General features: G+C 66.0%; 17 protein-coding genes. 5 read left to right on the top strand and 12 right to left on the bottom strand.

Annotated features, from left to right (window positions below; genetic code table 11):
* Nucleotides 1-50 precede the first annotated feature (50 nt).
* The 5 genes from PSELUDRAFT_RS04790 to PSELUDRAFT_RS04770 form a co-directional block, all read right to left on the bottom strand.
* Complete coding sequence (locus PSELUDRAFT_RS04790) at nt 51-1,235, bottom strand: pyridoxal phosphate-dependent aminotransferase (protein WP_088965761.1); 1,185 nt, start codon at nt 1,233-1,235, stop codon at nt 51-53.
* Nucleotides 1,236-1,260: 25 nt separating this feature from the next.
* Complete coding sequence (locus PSELUDRAFT_RS04785) at nt 1,261-1,956, bottom strand: ABC transporter permease (protein ID WP_088965760.1); 696 nt, start codon at nt 1,954-1,956, stop codon at nt 1,261-1,263.
* Nucleotides 1,957-1,969: 13 nt separating this feature from the next.
* Entirely contained in the window at nt 1,970-2,680 is a 711-nt protein-coding gene (locus PSELUDRAFT_RS04780; protein WP_088965759.1) for an ABC transporter permease, read from the bottom strand.
* 81 nt (nt 2,681-2,761) lie between these two features.
* On the bottom strand, nt 2,762-3,538 hold the full coding sequence (locus tag PSELUDRAFT_RS04775; protein ID WP_197693933.1) for a transporter substrate-binding domain-containing protein: 777 nt from the start codon (nt 3,536-3,538) through the stop codon (nt 2,762-2,764).
* 85 nt (nt 3,539-3,623) lie between these two features.
* A complete protein-coding gene (locus tag PSELUDRAFT_RS04770; RefSeq protein WP_231895360.1) occupies nt 3,624-4,406 on the bottom strand; it encodes an ATP-binding cassette domain-containing protein in 783 nt (260 codons plus the stop codon).
* Nucleotides 4,407-4,727: 321 nt separating this feature from the next.
* Between PSELUDRAFT_RS04770 and PSELUDRAFT_RS04765 the strand changes: the two genes are divergently transcribed.
* Nucleotides 4,728-6,164 carry a sigma-54-dependent Fis family transcriptional regulator gene (locus tag PSELUDRAFT_RS04765; protein ID WP_088965757.1) on the top strand — a complete coding sequence of 479 codons (1,437 nt, stop codon included), beginning with the start codon at nt 4,728-4,730 and terminating at the stop codon, nt 6,162-6,164.
* Between the two features lie 581 nt (nt 6,165-6,745).
* On the opposite strand, the gene PSELUDRAFT_RS04760 is transcribed toward PSELUDRAFT_RS04765, so the two are convergent.
* From PSELUDRAFT_RS04760 to PSELUDRAFT_RS04750, 3 genes are all read right to left on the bottom strand, one after another.
* On the bottom strand, nt 6,746-7,702 hold the full coding sequence (locus PSELUDRAFT_RS04760) for a PDR/VanB family oxidoreductase (protein ID WP_088965756.1): 957 nt from the start codon (nt 7,700-7,702) through the stop codon (nt 6,746-6,748).
* Entirely contained in the window at nt 7,699-8,838 is a 1,140-nt protein-coding gene (locus tag PSELUDRAFT_RS04755) for an aromatic ring-hydroxylating dioxygenase subunit alpha (RefSeq protein ID WP_088965755.1), read from the bottom strand. The genes PSELUDRAFT_RS04760 and PSELUDRAFT_RS04755 overlap by 4 nt, the downstream gene beginning before the upstream one ends.
* Before the next feature lie 188 nt (nt 8,839-9,026).
* Nucleotides 9,027-9,605: a TMEM175 family protein gene (locus PSELUDRAFT_RS04750; protein WP_088965754.1), complete on the bottom strand. Its 579-nt coding sequence runs from the start codon at nt 9,603-9,605 to the stop codon at nt 9,027-9,029.
* 286 nt (nt 9,606-9,891) lie between these two features.
* Between PSELUDRAFT_RS04750 and PSELUDRAFT_RS04745 the strand changes: the two genes are divergently transcribed.
* The gene (locus tag PSELUDRAFT_RS04745; RefSeq protein ID WP_088965753.1) at nt 9,892-11,184 is read left to right on the top strand and encodes a diguanylate cyclase; all 1,293 of its coding nucleotides are present in this window, start codon (nt 9,892-9,894) and stop codon (nt 11,182-11,184) included.
* A 252-nt stretch (nt 11,185-11,436) separates the two neighbouring features.
* Here PSELUDRAFT_RS04745 and metH read toward each other — a convergent pair whose 3' ends face one another.
* The gene (gene metH, locus PSELUDRAFT_RS04740) at nt 11,437-15,168 is read right to left on the bottom strand and encodes a methionine synthase (RefSeq protein ID WP_088965752.1); all 3,732 of its coding nucleotides are present in this window, start codon (nt 15,166-15,168) and stop codon (nt 11,437-11,439) included.
* 123 nt (nt 15,169-15,291) lie between these two features.
* Here metH and PSELUDRAFT_RS04735 point away from each other — a divergent pair, with 123 nt between their 5' ends.
* The 3 genes from PSELUDRAFT_RS04735 (at nt 15,292) to PSELUDRAFT_RS04725 (ending at nt 17,738) form a co-directional block, all read left to right on the top strand.
* Complete coding sequence (locus tag PSELUDRAFT_RS04735) at nt 15,292-16,047, top strand: ABC transporter substrate-binding protein (RefSeq protein WP_088965751.1); 756 nt, start codon at nt 15,292-15,294, stop codon at nt 16,045-16,047.
* Nucleotides 16,048-16,096: 49 nt separating this feature from the next.
* Nucleotides 16,097-16,672 (top strand): YqiA/YcfP family alpha/beta fold hydrolase, encoded by a 576-nt coding sequence (locus tag PSELUDRAFT_RS04730; RefSeq protein ID WP_088965750.1) that lies wholly within the window; start codon nt 16,097-16,099, stop codon nt 16,670-16,672.
* Between the two features lie 91 nt (nt 16,673-16,763).
* Nucleotides 16,764-17,738 (top strand): quinone oxidoreductase, encoded by a 975-nt coding sequence (locus PSELUDRAFT_RS04725; protein ID WP_088965749.1) that lies wholly within the window; start codon nt 16,764-16,766, stop codon nt 17,736-17,738.
* An 88-nt stretch (nt 17,739-17,826) separates the two neighbouring features.
* Here PSELUDRAFT_RS04725 and PSELUDRAFT_RS04720 read toward each other — a convergent pair whose 3' ends face one another.
* The 3 genes from PSELUDRAFT_RS04720 to PSELUDRAFT_RS04710 all read right to left on the bottom strand — a co-directional run bounded on the left by PSELUDRAFT_RS04720 (nt 17,827) and on the right by PSELUDRAFT_RS04710 (nt 19,351).
* Entirely contained in the window at nt 17,827-18,282 is a 456-nt protein-coding gene (locus PSELUDRAFT_RS04720; RefSeq protein WP_157725017.1) for a hypothetical protein, read from the bottom strand.
* Between the two features lie 50 nt (nt 18,283-18,332).
* Nucleotides 18,333-18,683, bottom strand: a complete 351-nt coding sequence (locus PSELUDRAFT_RS04715) for a hypothetical protein (protein WP_157725016.1) — start codon at nt 18,681-18,683, stop codon at nt 18,333-18,335.
* Nucleotides 18,684-18,754: 71 nt separating this feature from the next.
* Nucleotides 18,755-19,351 carry a hypothetical protein gene (locus PSELUDRAFT_RS04710; RefSeq protein ID WP_088965746.1) on the bottom strand — a complete coding sequence of 199 codons (597 nt, stop codon included), beginning with the start codon at nt 19,349-19,351 and terminating at the stop codon, nt 18,755-18,757.
* Nucleotides 19,352-19,449 lie beyond the last annotated feature (98 nt).

The following is a 19,449-nucleotide window of genomic DNA, read 5'->3' as shown; positions in this document are numbered from 1 at the left end:
AGTCGAATTCACGCCGTATCGCCGACGCGCAGCAGATCGTGTGCAGGCTCTCATGCTGGCTGCGCCTGCAGCTGGGTCACAAAGCGGGCGATGCGGCGGCAGGCTTCCGCCAGCCGCGCCTCGTCCAGCACGAAGCCCAGGCGCACGAAGCCGGCGGCGGTGTCGCCGAAGGCGCTGGCATCCAGCACCGACACGCCGGTTTCGCGGAACAGCTGCCAGGCGAAGTCATGGGCGCTGAGGCCGGTGCCGCGCACGTCCAGCAGCATGAACATGCCGGCTTCCGGCAGGCGGCAGCGCAGGCCGGGCACTTTCGACAGCAGCTGGTGGCACACGTCGCGGCGGCGGCGGTAGGTGTCGCGCATGGCGGCGATCACCGGGCCGCGCTGTTCCACCGCCAGCTGGGCGGCCTCCTGCACGAAGCCGGGCAGGCCGTACAGCATGCACAGCGCCAGCCGCTCCAGGTGGATGATCAGCTCGCGCGGCGCCACCACCCAGCCGGTGCGCCAGCCGGCCATGGCGTGCGATTTGGACAGGCTGCCGATGGTGACGGTGCGCTCGGCCATGCCCGGCAGGCTCACCATGCTGATGTGCGGACGCTCGAAGGTAAGGCTGGCGTACACTTCGTCCGACACCACCCACAGGTCGTGGGCCTTGGCCAGCGCGGCGATGGCATCCAGCTCCTCGCGCGTCATCACCGCGCCGCTGGGGTTGTTGGGGGTGGCGATGAAGATGGCGCGGGTGCGCGGGGTGATGGCGGCGGCAAACGCCTCCGGGCGAATGTGGAAGCCTTCCTCCACGCTCACCGGCACCGGCACCAGGGTGGCGCCGCTGGCGCGGATGCTGGCTTCGTAGGTGAGGTACATCGGCTCCGGCACCAGCACTTCGTCACCGGCCTGGCACAGGCACTGCGCCACGGCGAACAGGCCGTTCTGCGCGCCGCCGACCACGATCACCTGGTCGGCATCCACCGGCTGGCCGGTTTCCTCGCTGTGCATGGCGGCGATGGCGCGGCGCAGCCCCAGGCGGCCGTTCACCTCGCTGTAGTGGGTGTCGCCGCCGCGCAGCGCGCTCACCGCGCGTTCGGTGATGTGTTCCGGGGTGGCGAAATCGGGGTCGCCCACGCTGAGAACGAACACTTCCTGGCCCTGGGCCTGTGCCTGCAGGGCGGCGTAGTGAATCTGCCAGGCATCGGTGCGTTTGCCGGCCAGGCGGTCTACCAGACTGGAGTAGTGCATGCGGGTGATCCTCGTAAACGGGTTCTTACAGCGTGTTGCGGAACGGCAGCCGGGATTCCAGCCGCTTGAACGACTGCTCGATGATCAGCGCCAGCAGCAGGTACAGGCCGGCCATCAACAGCAGCGGTTCGTAGGTGAGAAAGGTCTGGTTGCGGATCAGGTTGGCCAGGCCCAGCGCGTCCATTACCGCCACGGTGGAGGCCAGCGCGGTGGACTTGAGCAGCATCACCGACTCCCCTGCCAGGGTGGGCAGCAGCATGTACAGCGTGCGCGGCAGCCAGATGCGGCGGATCAGCAGGCTGCGCGGCATGCCCAGCGCGCGGGCGGCTTCCAGCTCGCCCTTGGGCACGCCGCGCAGGCCGCCCTTGATCACCTCGCCCAGGTAGCCGCCCACGCTGAGGGTGAGCGCCAGCGCCACGTACCAGAAGCCTTCTCGCAGGTAGGGCCATAGCCAGCTGTCGCGCAGCAGCGGGCTGTTCTGGAACAGGCTGCCCAGGCCGTAATACATCACGTAGATCTGCACCAGGAGCGGCGTGCCGCGGATCAGGTTGGTGTAGGACAGGCTGAGCCAGGCGATGAAAGGCTGCTTCGACAGCCGGCCAAAGGCCACCAGCACCGCCAGCAGAAAGCCCAGCACGCCGGAGATCAGCAGCAGCTCCACGGTGGTAAGCAGTGCCAGCCACAGCTGCGGGCTGTATTGGGTAAGCCAGGAAAAATCCATGTCGCGCTCCCGGTCAGTGGGCGGGCATCCAGCGGCCGATGCGGCGATCGAAGCGGCTGAACAGCAGGTTGGAGAGCAGGGTGATCAGCAGGTAGACCACCGATACCGAGATGTAGAACAGCAGGTATTCGCGGGTGGAGCCGGCGGCCTGCTTGGTGGTGAACAGCAGCTCGCTGTAGCCCACCACGCTGATCAGCGCGCTGTCCTTGATCAGGATGAGCCACAGGTTGGACAGCCCGCCCAGTGCGTAGGGCAGCATCTCCGGCAGGATGATGCGCTGCAGTACCATGCCGCGGCGGCAGCCGAAGGCGCGTGCCGCCTCGATGTGGCCGGGCGGGATCGACTGGATGGCGCCGCGGATGATCTCGCCGGCGTAGGCGCCCTGCACGATGCCCAGCACCACCACGGCGGCGATGAAGCCGTTGATCGGCGCCGGGCCCTGGCCGAACTGCGCCAGGACGAAGTTGATCAGGTCGCCGCCGGCGTAATACAGCAGCAGGATCAGCAGCAGCTCCGGTACGGCGCGGCAGATGCTGGTGTACAGGTTGGCCAGCAGCACCAGCGGGCGCGGGCCGGCCAGTTTGGTCATGGCCACCATGAGGCCGATGACCAGGCCGACGGAAAAGGCGCCGGCGGAAATCTGCAGGGTAACCAGCGCGCCATCCAGCATCGCCGGCCCCCAGTCGAGTACCACGGTGTCAAAAACGTGTTGCAACCAGCTCATGACGTCATTCCCTTGCGGTGGGTATTCGGGCGGTGTGCGTCGTGACGGGCCCGGCCGTTGCCGGCGCAGGCCCGTGCCGGCTTACTTCGGGGCCACGCTGATCTTGAAATACTTCTTCTGGATGGCGTCGTAGCTGCCGTTCTTCAGCAGCTTGCCGATGGCGGCATCGAACTGCTGCTTCAGCGCCACGTCCTGCTTGCGTAGGCCGGCGCCGATGCCGGGGCCGAACACCGGGTCACGCGGTGCCAGGCCCTTGGATTCCAGGTTGGCGCCGTCCTTGCTGCTCAGGTACAGGTCGGCGGCCAGTGCATCCAGCAGCATCACGTCGATGCGGCCGGCGGCCATGTCGGCGTTCAGCTCGTCCTGGGTGTTGTAGTACTTGATGTTGACGCCCTGGGCGTAGCGCTTCTGCACGAAGTTGGCATTGGTGGTGGACGACTGCACGCCTATGGTCTTGCCGTGCAGGCCGGCCGGGCTCAGGTCCAGCTTGCTGCCCTTGGCGCCCACGAACATGGCGTCGGTGTAGTAGTAGGGTTTGCTGAAGGCGATCACCTTCTGCCGCTCCGGGGTAATCGACATGGAGTTGAAGATCACGTCGATCTTCTTGCCCTGCAGCGAGGGGATGATGCCGTCCCAGGCCACTTCGGTGATCTGGCACTGGGTTTTCATCTCCTGGCACAGGCGGTTGACAAGCTCCACCTCGAAGCCGGACCACTGGCCGTTGCTGTTCTTGATGGAAAACGGCGGGTAGGGCTCGGCGGCCACACCGATCTTCAGCGGCGCGGCGGCCATGGCGCCGGCGGCGAGCAAACCGAAGGACATGGCACAGCACAGGGACAGCAGTCTGGTTTTCATCATTCGTTCTCCTGATGGGTGGGTGATGCAGGACAGCCTGGGTGGGTGCGGCAGTGCCGCTGAAGTTGGTTCAATGTTGGCCGCAAGCTCAGGCGCGGCAGGTTTGTGCGTTGACGAACTGGCGGCAGCGTTCGCTGCTGGGGTTGCCGAACACCTGGCTCGCGCTGCCGGACTCCTCGATGCGCCCCTGGTGCAGGAACATCACCTTGCTGGACACGTCGCGGGCGAAGGCCATTTCGTGGGTGACCAGCACCATGGTGCAGCCGTCCTGCGCCAGGTCGCGGATCACCTTCAGCACCTCACCCACCAGCTCCGGGTCCAGTGCCGAGGTCGGCTCGTCGAACAGCATCACCGCCGGGCGGGTGGCCAGTGCGCGGGCAATCGCCACGCGCTGCTGCTGGCCGCCGGACAGGAAGGCCGGGTAGCTGTGGCGCTTGTCGGCAATGCCCACCTTGGCCAGCAGCGATTCCGCCAGCTCGATGGCTTCCTTGCGCGGCTGGCCCAGCACGCGGGTGGGTACCTCGATCAGGTTTTCCAGCACCGTCATGTGCGGCCACAGGTTGAAGTTCTGGAACACCATGCCCAGCCGGGTGCGGATGCGCTCCACCTGCGGTGGGTTGGCGATCACCGTCTGGCCACGACGGTTCTGCGTCAGCGCCACCTCCTCGCCGGAGATCAGCACCTGGCCGCTGTCCGGCACCTCCAGCAGATTCATGCAGCGCAGCAGGGTGCTCTTGCCGGAGCCGCTGGCGCCGATCAGCGACACCACCTCGCCCTGGTGGGCGGTGAAGGACACCCCCTTGAGCACGTGATGGTCGCCAAAGCGCTTGTGCAGCTCGCGGATGTCGATGATGGGTTGCCCGGGGGGCACGGTGGTGGACGGCTGGTGCAAGGTGTCTCTCCCTGTTCTGGATACCGCGCGGGGCGTGGTATCGGCGTCATGATGGGGAGCGTTTCAGCAGGAAGCGTGCCACCGGCGAAGCGTGGGAAAATCCAAGTAAAAACATTGACTTGGATCAAGTTTGCCTTTGGCGGATTTTTAGTGGATGCGTAGATAGTTGCGTAACTGCCAGATATCTGGCGGCCGGCAGGGACAGTTTGCGGACGCCGCCGTCGCGGGCATGGTATCAATAGAAAAAATACAAAGACTACAGGGTGCCCCAACAAACGGGAGCACCGGGAGGAGACACACATGGACGCGCAACTCACCGCGGCGCTGGGCATTTTCACGGAGTTCCTCGACTCCCTGCCGCAGCCGGTCGCCATTGTCGATAACGACGGCAACTACGTGTATTACAACGAGGAAAGCGCCCGCCAGGACGACTACCTGGCCGCCCACGCGCTGGGCAACCCGCTGCTGCAGGTCTATCCGAAGATGAATCAGCACAGCAGCACGCTGCTGCAGGCGGCATACCAGGGCAAGCGCTACCACAACCAGTACCAGCTGTACTACAACGCCAGCGGCAAGCCGGTGCACCAGGTACACACCACGCTGCCGCTGCAGGGCGGGCATGGCGAGATCATCGGCGCCATCGAGATTGCCCGCGACCTGTCGGTGATCAACCACCTGCACGAACAGTTCGTCGATCTGCAGCAGCGGCTGCAGGCGCAGCAGGCACAGACCGACGACGGCATCATCACCTGCGAGCCGGCGATGCAGAAGCTGGTGCAGCAGGCGCAGCGGCTGGCCAACACCGACGTGCAAGTGCTGATCTACGGCGAAACCGGTACCGGCAAGGAGCTGTTCGCGCGCCTGCTACACACCCACAGCGAGCGCGCCGGCAAGCCCTACCTGGTGCTGAACTGTGCGGCCATGCCGGAGCAGCTGTTCGAAAGCGCGCTGTTCGGCACCGTGAAGGGCGCCTTCACCGGTGCCGAGGACCGCGCCGGCCTGCTGGAAAGCGCCCACGGCGGCACGCTGTTCCTGGACGAACTCAACTCCATGCCGCTGGCGGTGCAGGGCAAACTGCTGCGCGCGCTGCAGGAGCAGACCTTCCGCCGCGTCGGCTCCAGCAAGGAATGCCAGGTGGACGTGCGCATCATCGCCGCCACCAACGAATCGCCGCAGCAGATGCTGGAGCGACAGCGCATCCGCCCGGACCTGCTGTACCGGCTGAACGTGGGCTACCTCACCATTCCGCCGCTGCGCGAGCGCAAGCGTGACATCCCGCTGCTGGCGCAGGCCTTCCTGGAGCGAAACGGCAAGCTCACCGGCAACCGGGTGAAGCGCATCAGCAACGCAGTGCTGGACCGGCTGCAACGCCACAGCTGGCCGGGCAATGTGCGCATGCTGGAGAACATCATCCTGCGCAGCCTGATCTTCTGCGAAAACGGCGAGGAACTGGATTTCGTGCTGCTGGAGGACGACGAGCAGGCCAGCGACGAAAAGGCAGCCGCGCGGCTGCCGCCACCGGCTGCGGAAGCACCGCTGCCGGCGACGCCGGCCGAGGGTGGCGGCACACTGGACGAGCAACTGGCCGCCTACGAGCGCAGCCTGCTGCTGTACTACCTGAAGCGCTACCCCAACCTGTCGGAGGCGGCGCGCCAGTGCGGCCTGCCGCGCGCCACGCTGCAGTACAAGATGAAGAAATACGGCATCCGCCTCACCCAGCAGGTGGTGGGCGGCTAGGGCCGGCAGACAGCCAGCTGCCGGAGCATATGCGGCCAACCCTTCGGGTGAAAGGTTGGCCGCATGGCGTTGTGGGATGAGTGGTTGGTTCTGCGCGGGTATGGCCAGCGGTCAGCTCACTCTACTGCTGTTTCTCATAGGGTGGGTACGCTGCACTTTGTCCACCCTACGGACAGGTAGCGCCGAACCGACGTGCCCCAATCCCGTTGGCGCGAGCCGGGCAAAATGGTGCGCCCCAGGTTTTAAGCCGCCGCTTTGTCTGAGCCGCGCGACGTTAGCGCGCGGCGAGTTCGGCGGCGCCTGGGGCGTGCCTTTTTGCACGGGGTTTCGAGCAGCCCCGGGTCGCCTTTTCTTCGGATACCTTCTTTTGGCGAAGCAAAAGAAGGTATCCCGTGCGCCGGGCGGAACCGGCGACTTCAATCATCATCCGCGCAGCGGATACAAAACCAGACAACACACCAAAAGCTCGCGGTAAACGTTGGGCTTCGCTGGTGCTCAACCCAAGCTACGATGCATGAAATGCATGCGGCCAACCTTTCGGGCGAAAGGTTGGCCGCATGGCGTTGTGGGGTGGGCGGGGGCTACAGATCCAGCTCCAGCCGCGTGCAGGCGGCGCGCGATACGCACAGCATGATGCGGTCCTGCGCCTGTTTCTCGCCATCGCTCAGGTACTGGTCGTGGTGCTCGGCGCTGCCGGACAGCAGCCGCGTCTCGCAGGTGCCGCAGTAGCCTTCGCGGCACAGGCTTTCCACCCGCACCTGGCTCTGGCGCTGGATGGCATCGAGGATGGATTCGTCCGCCGCCACCTGGATATCGCAGCCGCTGCGTACCAGCCGCACGCTGAAAGCCCCGCCGCCGGCCGGTGCTGCCGGCGGCGCGAACTGCTCGATGTGCAGCCGCCCGGCCGCCTGCAAGGCCTGCCCGGCGGCCTGTACCGCATCCAGCAGCCGTTGCGGTCCGCAGGCGTAGACATGATCGTCCGGCCCCAGCGTGGCCAGTACCGCCGCCACGTCCAGCCGCTGCCCGCGGCTGCCGTCGTACAGCGTCACCTGCGGCAGGCCGGCCAGGCCATCGACAAAGGCGGCCTCGTCCGGCTGGCGGTAGGCGTAGTGCAGCTGGCAGTCGCCGCCGGCGGCCCGCTGTGCCGCCAGGTGCGAGATGAACGGCGTGATGCCGATGCCGCCGGCAATGAACACGTGGCGCCGCGCCGCCGGTTGTAGTGCAAACAGGTTGGCCGGGGTACTGAAGTGGATGGCGCTGCCTGGCGCCAGCTCATGCAGCCAGGCCGAGCCGCCGCGCGAATCCGCCTCGCGCTTCACCGCGATGTGGATTTCCGCGCTGCCGCCGCCGGCATCCAGCAGCGAGTAGGCGTTCACCGGGCTGTCCGCCGCGCTGCCCACCCGCAGCAGCAGGTGGCTGCCGGAGGCGAACTCCGGGTAGCTGCCGGCCTCCAGCCGCAGGGTGAAGCGCTTGATGTCGCGGGCCAGCGGGGTGATGTCGCTTACCGTGCCGGCCAGCCAGGCGATATGGCTGTTCATTGCTCCTCCCCGCTGCGCGGGTAGTAGCCGGCCACCTTGTTGTGGAAGTAGGCGATGCCGTGCTCGCTGATGCCGCTGCGTGTTGCATCCACCATGATGCGGCCCTGGCCGCGGTAGCCGCGCGATTGCAGGCCGCGCTGCACGCTTTCCACCAGTGCGAGGTCTTCCGGGCGGAAGGTCTGCGTGGCCCAGGTGATGAAGTTGCGCTGCTCCGGGCTGACTTCCTTGCTCTTCATCAGCACCTCGTAGTACTGCACCGTCAGCCCGGCGGATACCGGGTATTCGTAGATCACCGTCATGGTGTCGTCGCCCGGCACTACGTTGAACATCACGCACGGCCATACCCAGTAGCCGCTGAACGCCTGGTTGTTCACCTCTGCATCGAAGGAATAGCCCTGCTCGGACGATTTGCTGTAGCCGTGCTGCAGCGTCCAGTTGCCGTGGAAGGTATGGGTGTAGCGCTCGGAATCCACCGAGCTGGAAAAGCCCGGGTGCGCCGGTGCGCAGTGGTAGCACTCCATGTAGTTGTCGACGATCACCTTCCAGTTGGCCGGGGTGTCGGTGATGGTGCGCGAGGCCACCTGCAGCTCGGCCACATTCGGGCATACCGTTTTCAGGTGCGCATCCAGGCCGGCCAGCGCGGTTTCCACCGGCGGTGCGTCCATGTCCATGTTTACGAACACGAAGCCGGCGTACTCGGCCACGCGGATCGGCACCAGGTTGTAGTCAGCCTTGTCGAAGTTGGCCACGTGCTCGCAGTTGCGCGCCACCGCCAGCTCGCCGTCCAGTTTGAAAGTCCAGGCGTGGTAGGGGCAGCTCACCACGTTGCGGGCCACGCCGCTGTCCTTGAACAGCTCGTGGCCGCGGTGCGGGCAGACGTTGTAGAAGGCGCGCAGCACGCCGTCGCGGCCGCGCACCGCCACCAGGTTCTCGCCCACGATCTTGCGGGTGACGTAGGCATTGCTCTCGGCCAGCTCGCTGGCGTGGCACAGGCACAGCCAGGCGCGGGTGAAGATGTGCTCCTTCTCGTGCTGGAACACCGCCTCGGAGGTGTAGTAACTGGCCGGCAGTGTGTAGGCATTGTCCATATCCTGGCAGAAATCTGCGGGCAGATCGGTTCCGATGGCGCTGTGCATGGCTAACTCCTGTGGTGGCATGGTCGGGCCGGCGGTGCCGGCGAATGCCGTAGCCATAGCAGCCGGCGTGCCACCTTGTGAAGTTTGCTCAAGTCATTGAATTTGCTGGATAAACAGGCGGGTGCGCCGCCGGGAATTTCAGGCGGCTGGCGGGAAAACGGTGAAATTGCCAGTTTTCCGGCAGGGGATCAGTGCTGGTCGATTGCCCGCTCGATGCGGCGATCCGGCACCAGCCACAGCATGGCCACCAGGGTGTAGATGGCCTGTGCCAGCCACTGCTGCCGGAAGGAGACAAGGATGCCGGCCAGGTAGCACAGCGGCGACAGCTTGCCCTTCCAGTCGCTGCCCAGCGCCCGCTTCAGCGGCGAGGCCTTGCCGTCGGTGCACATGATGCTGAACTGCAGGATGTACCAGGCCACGGCCGCCATCAGCAGCACCACGCCGTAGGCGGCGGTGGGCAGCGGCGCAAAGTGGTTCTCGCCCATCCAGCCGGTGGCGAACGGGAACAGCGACAGCCAGAACAGCAGGTGCAGATTGGCCCACAGCACGCCGCCGGATACCTGGCGGGTGGCGTGCAGCAGGTGGTGGTGGTTGTTCCAGTAGATGCCCACGTAGACGAAGCTCAGCACATAGCTCCAGAAGCTGGGCAGCAGCGGGCTAAGCGCGGACAGGTCGCTGCCATGCGGTACCCGCAACTCCAGCACCATGATGGTGATGATGATGGCCAGCACGCCATCGCTGAATGCTTCCAGCCGGTTCTTGCCCATGTGTGCTCCCCCCTGTGTGCTCCGGCTTCGCTGCCGAATATTGCCACCGGCATTCTGCCGCAGGCCGCGGCGCGGCGCAAAACCCGCAGGCCGGCTGCCAGGGCGCATGTCTGGTGCCGATTATCAAGACCCGGCTAATACCGGTTAGACGTTTTGATAGCGCTGCACCTGCTCGGCCGCTGGCCGGCAGCATGCGGGCTGGAGAGCGGCACACAATCTGCCAGAATCAGATTATTGCGCGGCCTGCAGTGCCAGAACGCCGCCGGCCGCCGGATGGGAGAGCAGCATGCAAAACCACAACAGCAGCGTTCAGGACTTACTGCGCGAGGTGCTGAGCCTGCGCGAGGTATTGAACAATGTCGGCGCCCATATCTACACCAAGGACACCGCCGGCAATTACACCTACGCCAACAATATGGTGTGCGAGCTGTTCGGCGGGCAGCTGGCGGACGTGGTGGGCAAGGACGACAGCCATTTCTTCGATCTGGCGGTTTCCGACCAGCTGCGGCTGAATGACCGCCGCGTGCTGGAGCACGGCGAAACCCTGGCCAGCGAAGAGCTGAACATCATCAAGGCCAGCGGCGAAACCCGCATCTACTGGACGGTGAAGGCGCCGGTGCGCGACGAGCAAGGCGACATCATCGGCATGTGCGGCATCTCCACCGACATCACCGAGCGCAAGCGGCTGGAGGGCGAGTTGCGCGAGCAGCGCCAGTTGCTGGACACGGTGCTGAACAATGTCGATTCCTACATCTACATGAAATCGGAAGACCGCCGCTTCCTGTACGTCAACGAGCGCACCGCGCGGCTGCTGGGCCGGCCACCGCAGGATATCGTCGGCAAGCTGGACAGCGAGGTGGCCTGCAGGAAAATCGCCGATCAGTGGTGGGCAATGGACTGCAAGGTATTCGAAACCGGCGGCAAGATCGCCAGTGGGGAAGAGTTTGCCAACGAGAACGGCCAGTCATCGTATTACTGGTCGGTGAAGGTGCCCATCGTGCTGCAGGGGCAGCCCAAGGCGCTGATCGGCTTTTCCACCGACATCACCGAGCTGCAGCTGCTGAAGAAGGAACTGGAGCGCCAGGCGCTCACCGACATGCTCACCGGGGTGAGCAACCGCCGCCACTTCATGCAGTGCCTGGAGCGCGAATTCGGCCGCGCGCGCCGCTATGGCAAGAGCCTGGCGGTGATGATCCTCGACATTGACCACTTCAAGCGTATCAACGACAGCCACGGCCACCTCGCCGGCGACCGGGTGCTGAGCACGGTGGCCAGCCACCTGCAGGGGTTGATGCGCCAGCACGATATCCTCAGCCGCATCGGTGGCGAAGAGTTTGCCATCGTGCTGCCGGAAACCGATGCCGAGGGTGCCTGCATCCTGGCGGGCCGCCTGTGCGAGTCGGTGCGTGCGCTGAAAATTGGCAGCGAGGAGGGGCGCGATATCGGCCTTACCGTCAGCATCGGCGTATCGGCGCTGCAGCCATCCACCGCCGACAGCCAGACCATGCTGCAGATGGCGGACAAGGCGCTGTACCTGTCCAAGGATGCCGGGCGCGACCGTAGTTGCCTGTTGATGTGACACGATGCGTCCCGGATGCGCTGCGCTTATCCGGGCTACGGCTTGCTGGTGTGAAAGGTAGGGCGGAAGCCCGCACTGCGGGCGTTCCGCCACCATGCGGCCAACCTTGGTACGGATAAGAGGGGTTGGGCGGCAGAACGCCCGGTAGCCCCGGGATTCCGCCTTACAAAGTGGCTGGGGGTAAAGCACAAGGGCGGGCCGTTGGCCCGCCCTTGCTGTTGCTATGCGGCCAACGTTGGCCGCAAGCTGCGATCAGGCGTTGTAGCCCAGGTTGGGCGCCAGGTCGCGCTCGGCCTGGGCCATGCTCACGCCGCGGCGCCGGGCGTAGCTTTCCACCTGGTCGCGGCTTACCTTGCCCACGCCGAAGTAACGGCTGTCCGGATGGCTGAAGTAGAAGCCGGATACCGCCGCGGTGGGCAGCATCGCATAGCCTTCGGTCAGCGTCATGCCGATGGCCGGGGCGTCGAGCAGTTCGAACAGCTCGCGCTTCACGGTGTGGTCCGGGCAGGCCGGGTAGCCCGGCGCCGGGCGGATGCCCACGTACTGCTCGTCGATCAGCGCCTCGTTGTCCAGCGTCTCGCCGGCGGCGTAGCCCCAGAACTCGGTGCGCACGCGCTGGTGCATCAGCTCGGCGAAGGCCTCGGCAAAACGGTCGGCCAGCGCCTTGAGCAGAATCGCCGAGTAGTCGTCGTTGGCGGCTTCGAAGCGCGCCACGTGCGGGTCGATGCCCAGGCCGCCGGTAACCGCGAAGGCGCCGATGTAGTCTTCCACGCCGCTGTCAGCCGGGGCAACGAAGTCGGCCAGCGCCCAGTCCGGGTTCTTGTTGCCATCCTTGTCGGTTTTCACCAGCTGCTGGCGCAGGCCCACCCAGGTCATCAGCGGTGCGCGGGTTTCCGGGTCCAGGATCTCGATATCGTCGCAATCCACGCTGCGCGCCGGGAACAGGCCGATCACCGCATTGGCGCTCAGCCATTGTTCGTCGATGATCTGCCGCAGCATGGCCTGCGCGTCGGCAAACAGGCTGCGCGCCGATTCGCCGACGATCGCGTCGTCCAGGATCGCCGGGAAGCGGCCGGCCAGCTCCCAGCTCTGGAAGAACGGCGTCCAGTCGATGCAGCGGGCGATCTCGGCCAGCGGGTATTGCTCGAAGCGGCGCACGCCCAGCCACGCCGGCTTGGGCGGGGTGTAGCCGGCCCAGTCGATGCGGTGGCGCTGTTCGCGCGCTTCGGCCAGCGGCAGCAGCTTGGCGTCGCCGCGGCCTTCGAAGATGGCGCGCGCCTTGGCGTAGTCGTCGGCCACCTCCTGCACGAACGGGTCGCGCAGGGTGTCGGACAGCAGGTTGGAGCACACCCCCACCGCGCGGCTGGCGTCCGGCACGTAGATCACCGGGCCCTGATAGTGCGGCGCGATCTTCACCGCGGTGTGCACGCGGCTGGTGGTGGCGCCGCCGATCAGCAGCGGGATGTCGAAGCCCTGGCGCTGCATTTCCTTGGCCACGTGGCTCATTTCTTCCAGGCTGGGGGTGATCAGGCCGGACAGGCCGATGATGTCGGCCTTGTGCTCGATGGCGGCATCCAGAATCTTCTGGCACGGCACCATCACGCCCAGGTCGATCACCTTGTAGTTGTTGCAGCGCAGCACCACGCCGACGATGTTCTTGCCGATGTCGTGCACATCGCCCTTCACCGTGGCCATGATGATGGTGCCCTTGGCCGGCGCGTCCTGCAGGCCGAGGCGGATTTTCTCCTCCTCGATGTAGGGCTCCAGGTAGGCCACCGCCGCCTTCATCACGCGCGCGGATTTCACCACCTGCGGCAGGAACATCTTGCCCTCGCCGAACAGGTCGCCCACCACGTTCATGCCGTCCATCAGCGGGCCTTCGATCACGTGGATCGGGCGCTCGCTACCCGCGCGCACTTCCTCGGTATCCTGCTCGATGAAGGTGGTGATGCCCTTCACCAGCGCGTGTTCCAGCCGCTTGGCCACCGGCAGCTCGCGCCAGGACAGGTCCTCGCCCTGCTTGCCGGCCACGGCGTCGCCCTTGAACTTTTCCGCCAGCGCGATCAGGTTCTCGGTGGCATCGGAGCCGTCGGAGGTTGGCCGCATCAGCACCACGTCCTCGATACGCTCGCGCAGCTCGGCGTCGACTTCGTCGTACACCTCCAGCGCGCCGGCGTTGACGATGCCCATGGTCATGCCGCGCTTGATGGCGTGGTACAGGAATACGGCGTGAATCGCCTCGCGCACCTTGTTGTTGCCGCGGAAGGAGAACGACACGTTGGACACGCCGCCGGAAATCTTGGCGTGCGGCAGCTTGTTCCTGATCCAGCCGGTGGCTTCGATGAAGTCCAGGCCGTAGCGGGCGTGTTCCTCGATACCGGTGGCCACCGCGAAGATATTCGGGTCGAAGATGATGTCTTCCGGCGGGAAGCCCACCTCGTCCACCAGGATGCGGTAGCTCTTTTCGCAGATTTCGATCTTGCGGGCGAAGGTGTCGGCCTGGCCGGCCTCGTCGAAGGCCATCACGATCACCGCCGCGCCGTAGCGGCGCACCAGGCGCGCCTGCTCCACGAACTTGTCGCGGCCTTCCTTCAGCGAGATGGAGTTGACGATGCCCTTGCCCTGGATGCACTTCAGGCCGGCCTCGATCACGTCCCACTTGGAGGAGTCGATCATGATGGGCACGCGGCTGATGTCCGGCTCGGCGGCGATCAGGTTGAGGAAGCGCACCATGGCGGCGTGGGCGTCCAGCATGCCCTCGTCCATATTGATGTCGATCACCTGCGCGCCGTTTTCCACCTGCTGGCGCGCCACGTCCAGCGCGGTGGCGTAGTCGCCGTTGAGGATCAGCTTGGCAAACGCCTTGGAGCCGGTCACGTTGGTGCGCTCGCCCACGTTCACGAACAGGTCGTGGTCGCCGATATTGAACGGCTCCAGGCCGGACAGCCGGCACTTGGGCTCGATCTGCGGCAGCGGGCGCGGCGGCAGGTCCTTCACCGCCTGGTAGATGGCGGCGATGTGTTCCGGCGTGGTGCCGCAGCAGCCGCCGATGATGTTCACCAGCCCGGCTTCGGCCCACTCGCGCACCTGCGGCGCCATGACTTCCGGCGTCAGGTCGTAGCCGGTGGGCGCCAGCGGGTTGGGCAGGCCGGCGTTGGCGTGCACCGAGACGAAGGTGGACGCAATGCGCGACATTTCTTCCACGTAGGGGCGCAGCAGGTCCGGGCCCAGCGCACAGTTCAGGCCGAAGCTCATGGCGTCGGCGTGCGACAGCGAGTTGTAGAACGCCTCGGTGGTCTGGCCGGTCAGGGTGCGGCCGGACTGGTCGGTGATGGTGCCGGAGATCATGGTCGGCAGCCGCGGCACATCCGGGCGTTCGTCGAAATACTTGTGGATGGCGAACACTGCCGCCTTGGCGTTCAGCGTATCGAAGATGGTTTCCACCAGCAGGAAGTCGGCGCCGCCCTGCACCAGGCCGTCGATGGCTTCGCTATAGGTGTCCACCAGCTCGTCGAAGGTCACATTGCGGTAGCCCGGGTCGTTCACGTCCGGGCTGATGCTGCAGGTACGGCTGGTGGGGCCGAGTACGCCGGCGCAGAAGCGCGGCTTGTCCGGGTTGGCCGCAGTGGCGGCCACGCACAACTCTTTCACCAGCCTGGCGGCAGCGTGGTTCAGCTCCCATACCAGCGCTTCCATGCCGTAGTCGGCCATGGCGATGGCGGTGGCGTTGAAGCTGTTGGTCTCGATGATGTCGGCACCGGCATCGAGATAGGCCTGGTGGATGCCGGCAATGACTTGCGGCTGGGTCAGCACCAGCAGGTCGTTGTTGCCTTTCACGTCGCGCGGCCAGTCCTTGAAACGCTCGCCCCGGTAGTCGGCTTCTTCCAGCTTGTGACGCTGAATCATGGTGCCCATACCGCCATCCAGAATCAGGATGCGGCGCGAGAGCAGGTCGAAAACGGGGTGGTTGGCGAGTGTGGACATGGCAAAAGCGGCTTTTATAGGTAAAACTACGTAGACAAAAAGTGTTTCATCTTATCATTGCGAAACAGCAGGATAAGCGCATTTCTTAGAACAATACAGTATAAAAGGTACCGGGAGCCGCATATGCCGAAGCTAATGATCACGCTGTCGCTTGTCGCGGTTCTGAGCGCCGGCATTTCCCAGGCGGAGGAGCTGCGCGTTGGTGTGGCCGAGTCGGATGCGCCGCCCATCGTGGTGCTGGATGCCCGTCACCAGCTGGCACCCAGCCTCAGCTACGACCTGGGGCGGGCGCTGGCGACAGCGCTGGGCGCCGGCGCCAGCTTCCATCTGCTGTCGCGCAACCGCGTGGAGCCGGCGGTGGAGCGCAGCGAAGTGGACATCATCTGCAACTCCAACCCGGCCTGGTTCAGCAATGCCGCCCGCCTGAGCTGGACGCGCGACGTCTACCCGCAGATCGAGCGCGTGGTCACCAGCAAAACCCTGCCGCGGCAGATTGCGGCCAACATGGACATGTCCGGCCTGCGCATCGGCGTCATCCGCGGCTACCACTACCCGGAGCTGGATGTGCTGTGGCAGCAGGGCAAGGCCACGCGGGTGGATCATGCGCGGCTGGATTCCTCGCTGAAGGCGCTGGGCATGGGTGGCGTGGATGCGGTCATCACCTCGGAACTGGAGCTGGCCGGCTGGGCGCGCGACAACGCGGCGGCGGCGCAGCGCATCAAGGTGCAGCCGTGGGTGGTGTCCACCCGCCAGACCTACTGCGCGGTGGCGCCCAAGCCGCGCTACAGCCTGGCGCAGGTGGACCGCGCCATCGCCGCGCTGGCGCACGATGGCGAGATCCAGCGCATTCTGCAACGCTACCAGTGGAAGCCGCGCTGAGCGCCGGCGGCTGGCGTACACTGCGGCATCTTTCCCGCCCGTCGCCATCATGACCCACTACCTGTATCTGCACGGTTTCCAGTCCGGCCCGCAATCGCTGAAGGCGCGCGAGACGCACGACTTCCTGGCCGGCACGGCGCACAGTTTCGAGGCGCCGCAGCTGTCGCCATACCCGGCCACCGCCATCGCCCAGGCCGCCAGCCTGATCGTCGCGCGGCAACAGCCGCTGGTGCTGGTGGGCAGCTCGCTGGGCGGTTTCTACGCCACCCATCTGGCCGAGCGCTTTCGCCTGCCGGCGGTGCTGATCAACCCGGCCATCCACCCTGAGCGCGATCTGGCACGCTTTCTCGGCCCGCAGCACAACCCCTATACCGGCGAGGACTACGTGCTGACCGAGCAGCACATGGCCGAACTGGAGGCGATCCAGCCGCCGGCCATCCATGCGGCCAACTACTGGCTGGTGCTGGGCACCGCCGACGAGGTGCTGGACTGGCGCGTGGCGGCACGGCACTACGCCGGCGCGCGGCAGACGGTGTTCAACGGCGACGATCACCGCCTGCAACGTTGGCCGCAGTGTCTGCCGGGCTTGCTGGGCATCGCCGGGCGAGCCGCCACCATTTACTAGCCCGGTTCTGCCTGCAGAACAGGCTGTTGCGTGGCGCCGGCCGCGCTTTGCGGCAAGATGGCGGCATTGCGCCTACTCACAGGAGTTCACCATGAACCAGGTCATCCGTTTTCACGCCAATGGCGGCCCGGAAGTGCTGCAGCTGGAAGACATTGCCCCGGGCCAGCCCGGCCCCGGCGAGGTGCTGCTGCGCCACACCGCCATCGGCGTCAATTTCATCGATACCTACCACCGTGGCGGGCTGTACCCGCTCACGCTGCCGTCCGGGCTAGGCTCCGAGGCCGCCGGGGTGGTGGAGGCGGTGGGCGCGGGGGTCGAACACCTGGCGGTGGGTGACCGCGTTGCCTACGCCGGCGGCGCGCAGGGCGCCTACAGCCAGCGCCGGGTGATGAACGCCGCGCCGCTGGTGCGGCTGCCGGACGACATCGCCGACGATGTCGCCGCCTGCGTGATGCTACAGGGCATGACCGTGGAGTACCTGATCCGTCGCACCTTCGCGGTGGAAGCCGGCCAGACCGTGCTGTGGCATGCCGCCGCCGGTGGCGTGGGGCAGATCGCGGTGCAGTGGCTCAGCTCGCTGGGCGTACAGGTGATCGGCACCGTGGGCAGCGCCGACAAGGCGGCAATTGCCCACCGCCTGGGCTGCAAGCACGTGATCAACTACCGCGAGGAAGACGTGGTGGCGCGGGTGAACGAGCTTACCGACGGCAAGGGTGTGCCGGTGGTGTACGACTCGGTGGGCAAGGATACCTTCGAGATTTCGCTGGACTGCCTGGCGCCGCGCGGCATGTTTGTCAGCTTCGGCAACGCCTCCGGCGCAGTGCCGGCATTTGCGCCGCTGATCCTGGCGCAGAAGGGCTCGCTGTTCTTTACGCGCCCCAAGCTGGGTGACTACGTGGCTACCCGCGCGGAGCTGGAGGCCAGTGCCGAGGCGCTGTTCGAGCGCATCCGTGCCGGCGCGGTGAAGGTGCAGCCGTCGGCGCGCTACGCGCTGGCCGATGCCGCCCGCGCCCACGCCGACCTGGAAGGGCGCCGTACCACCGGCTCCATCATCCTGCTGCCGTAAACAGGCGCCAGGCTTGCGGCCAACGTTGGCCGCAAGCGACACAGGGCCGCCGGTTGCTAACCGGCGGCCCTGTGTCTTTCCCGCGGGTTCAGCGCAATGCCGAGCCGTCGTCGGTCTGCTGCAGGGTCAGGTGCTGGCACTGGCGGCGGTGGCTGCCGAACAGAACGCCGCAGCGGCGGGCCGCTTCCTGCAGCGCACGGCAGTGATCACTGGTGGTGCCGGGGCGGCACTGCGGCGGCGGCAGCGCGCGGGCCAGGCATTGTCGGCGCGCCAGGCCTTGCAGCTGGCTGCAGTCATACTGTGCCTTCTGCAGCGCCAGGCAGGCGGCGCGGTCACGTTCACGCAGGCAGTTGGGGGCGGGGGTGAATTGCTGCTGGCAGGCCAGGCGGTCGGTGGCGGCGACATCGTTGCAACTGGCCTCACCGGCCTGTTGCAGCTGACAGGCGTTGCTGTCGGCATTGCTGCGGCAGGGCGAACTCGTCGCCCACACCTGCGTACAGAGCAGCCAGGCCACTATCGGCCATAGCCAGCGTTGCCATGTCATGCCATTCCCCCTGATCGGGCAGCGGCCGACACGGCACCCGGTTGTCGGGGTCAATCCGGTGCGGTAAACGGCGCTGCGTTGAGTCTGTCCTGGTTCTTGCGCCAGCGTCGCCATTCTTTCTGTGGCGAATGTGCCGGCTCGCTGGCCGGGCCGGGCTGCAGATTGGGCCGCAGTAGCTCGTGCTGGCGATAGTGCTGGCGCAGACGGTCGGCTTCTTCCGGGCTCAGTTCGCCGCGGTCGATCGCTTCTTTCAGACGTAGCTCACGCAGGCGCAGGCTGTCCACCCTGTCCTGCTGTGCGAAGCCGGAGGGCGGGCCGAAAAACAAGGGCCGTGCGAGTGCTGCTTCGCCGCCGAGACTGGCCGCCACACAGAACAGCAGTGTCGGAAAAAGCCGATTCATGGCACGCATTCTATCTTGCGTCTTGGCGGCGTGCCATGCCGGGGGAGGGCATGGCATGCCGCCATCGCGTTTCAGGGTTGCGGGGCAGCCGCGGGCGCCTGGCGCGGCTGGGTGCGGTCGTTGTTGTTGATCAGCTCCATCAGCTTGTCGTGCAGCGCCTTCTGCTGCTGGCGCAGGGTGGCGATTTCGCTGTCGGTCAGTGCGCCGGAGCGCACCGCGTCGTGGAAGGCGTGGGCATCGCCCATGCTGCCCCATTCCATGCCGTCACGCTCGCCACCCTTGCCCGGCATGCCGTGGTGGCCCGGTTCGGGCAGGATCTGGCTGGGCCACTTGTCGCGTGGCTGGGTGCGGTCGCTGTTGTTGATCAGCGCCATCAGCTTGGCGTGCATCTCTTCGTGCATCTTTTTCAGTTCGGCGCGGTCTGTTGCACTCAGCTCGCCCTTGGCGCGCATGTCCTGCATGCGCTGGCGAAAGGTGGCCTGATCCTGCTTCAGGGTTTGCAGCTCGGCATCGGTCAGTGCGCCGGACATCACCGCATCGTGAAACATCTTCATTTCTTCACGCATCGACTGGGGCGCAGCGTCAGTGGTGCCCTGCGCCCGGGCGCCGGCGGACAGAGCGGAAAAAACGGCTACGGTGGCGATCAGCAGTTTGCTTCGGGTCAGCATGCTTGGCTCCAGATAGGCTGCCCCGAATGCCGGGGCCGATGCTGCAACTGTAGGCGCCGGGTATTGCGCAACTTTGTGCCGCGGCAGGCAGAGTGTTA

The organism is Vogesella sp. LIG4 (genome assembly GCF_900090205.1).
In the GTDB taxonomy this organism is placed as follows: Bacteria; Pseudomonadota; Gammaproteobacteria; order Burkholderiales; family Chromobacteriaceae; genus Vogesella.
The sequence above is the reverse complement of the archived record's forward strand: the minus strand, read 5'-3'. Positions and strand labels throughout refer to the sequence as shown.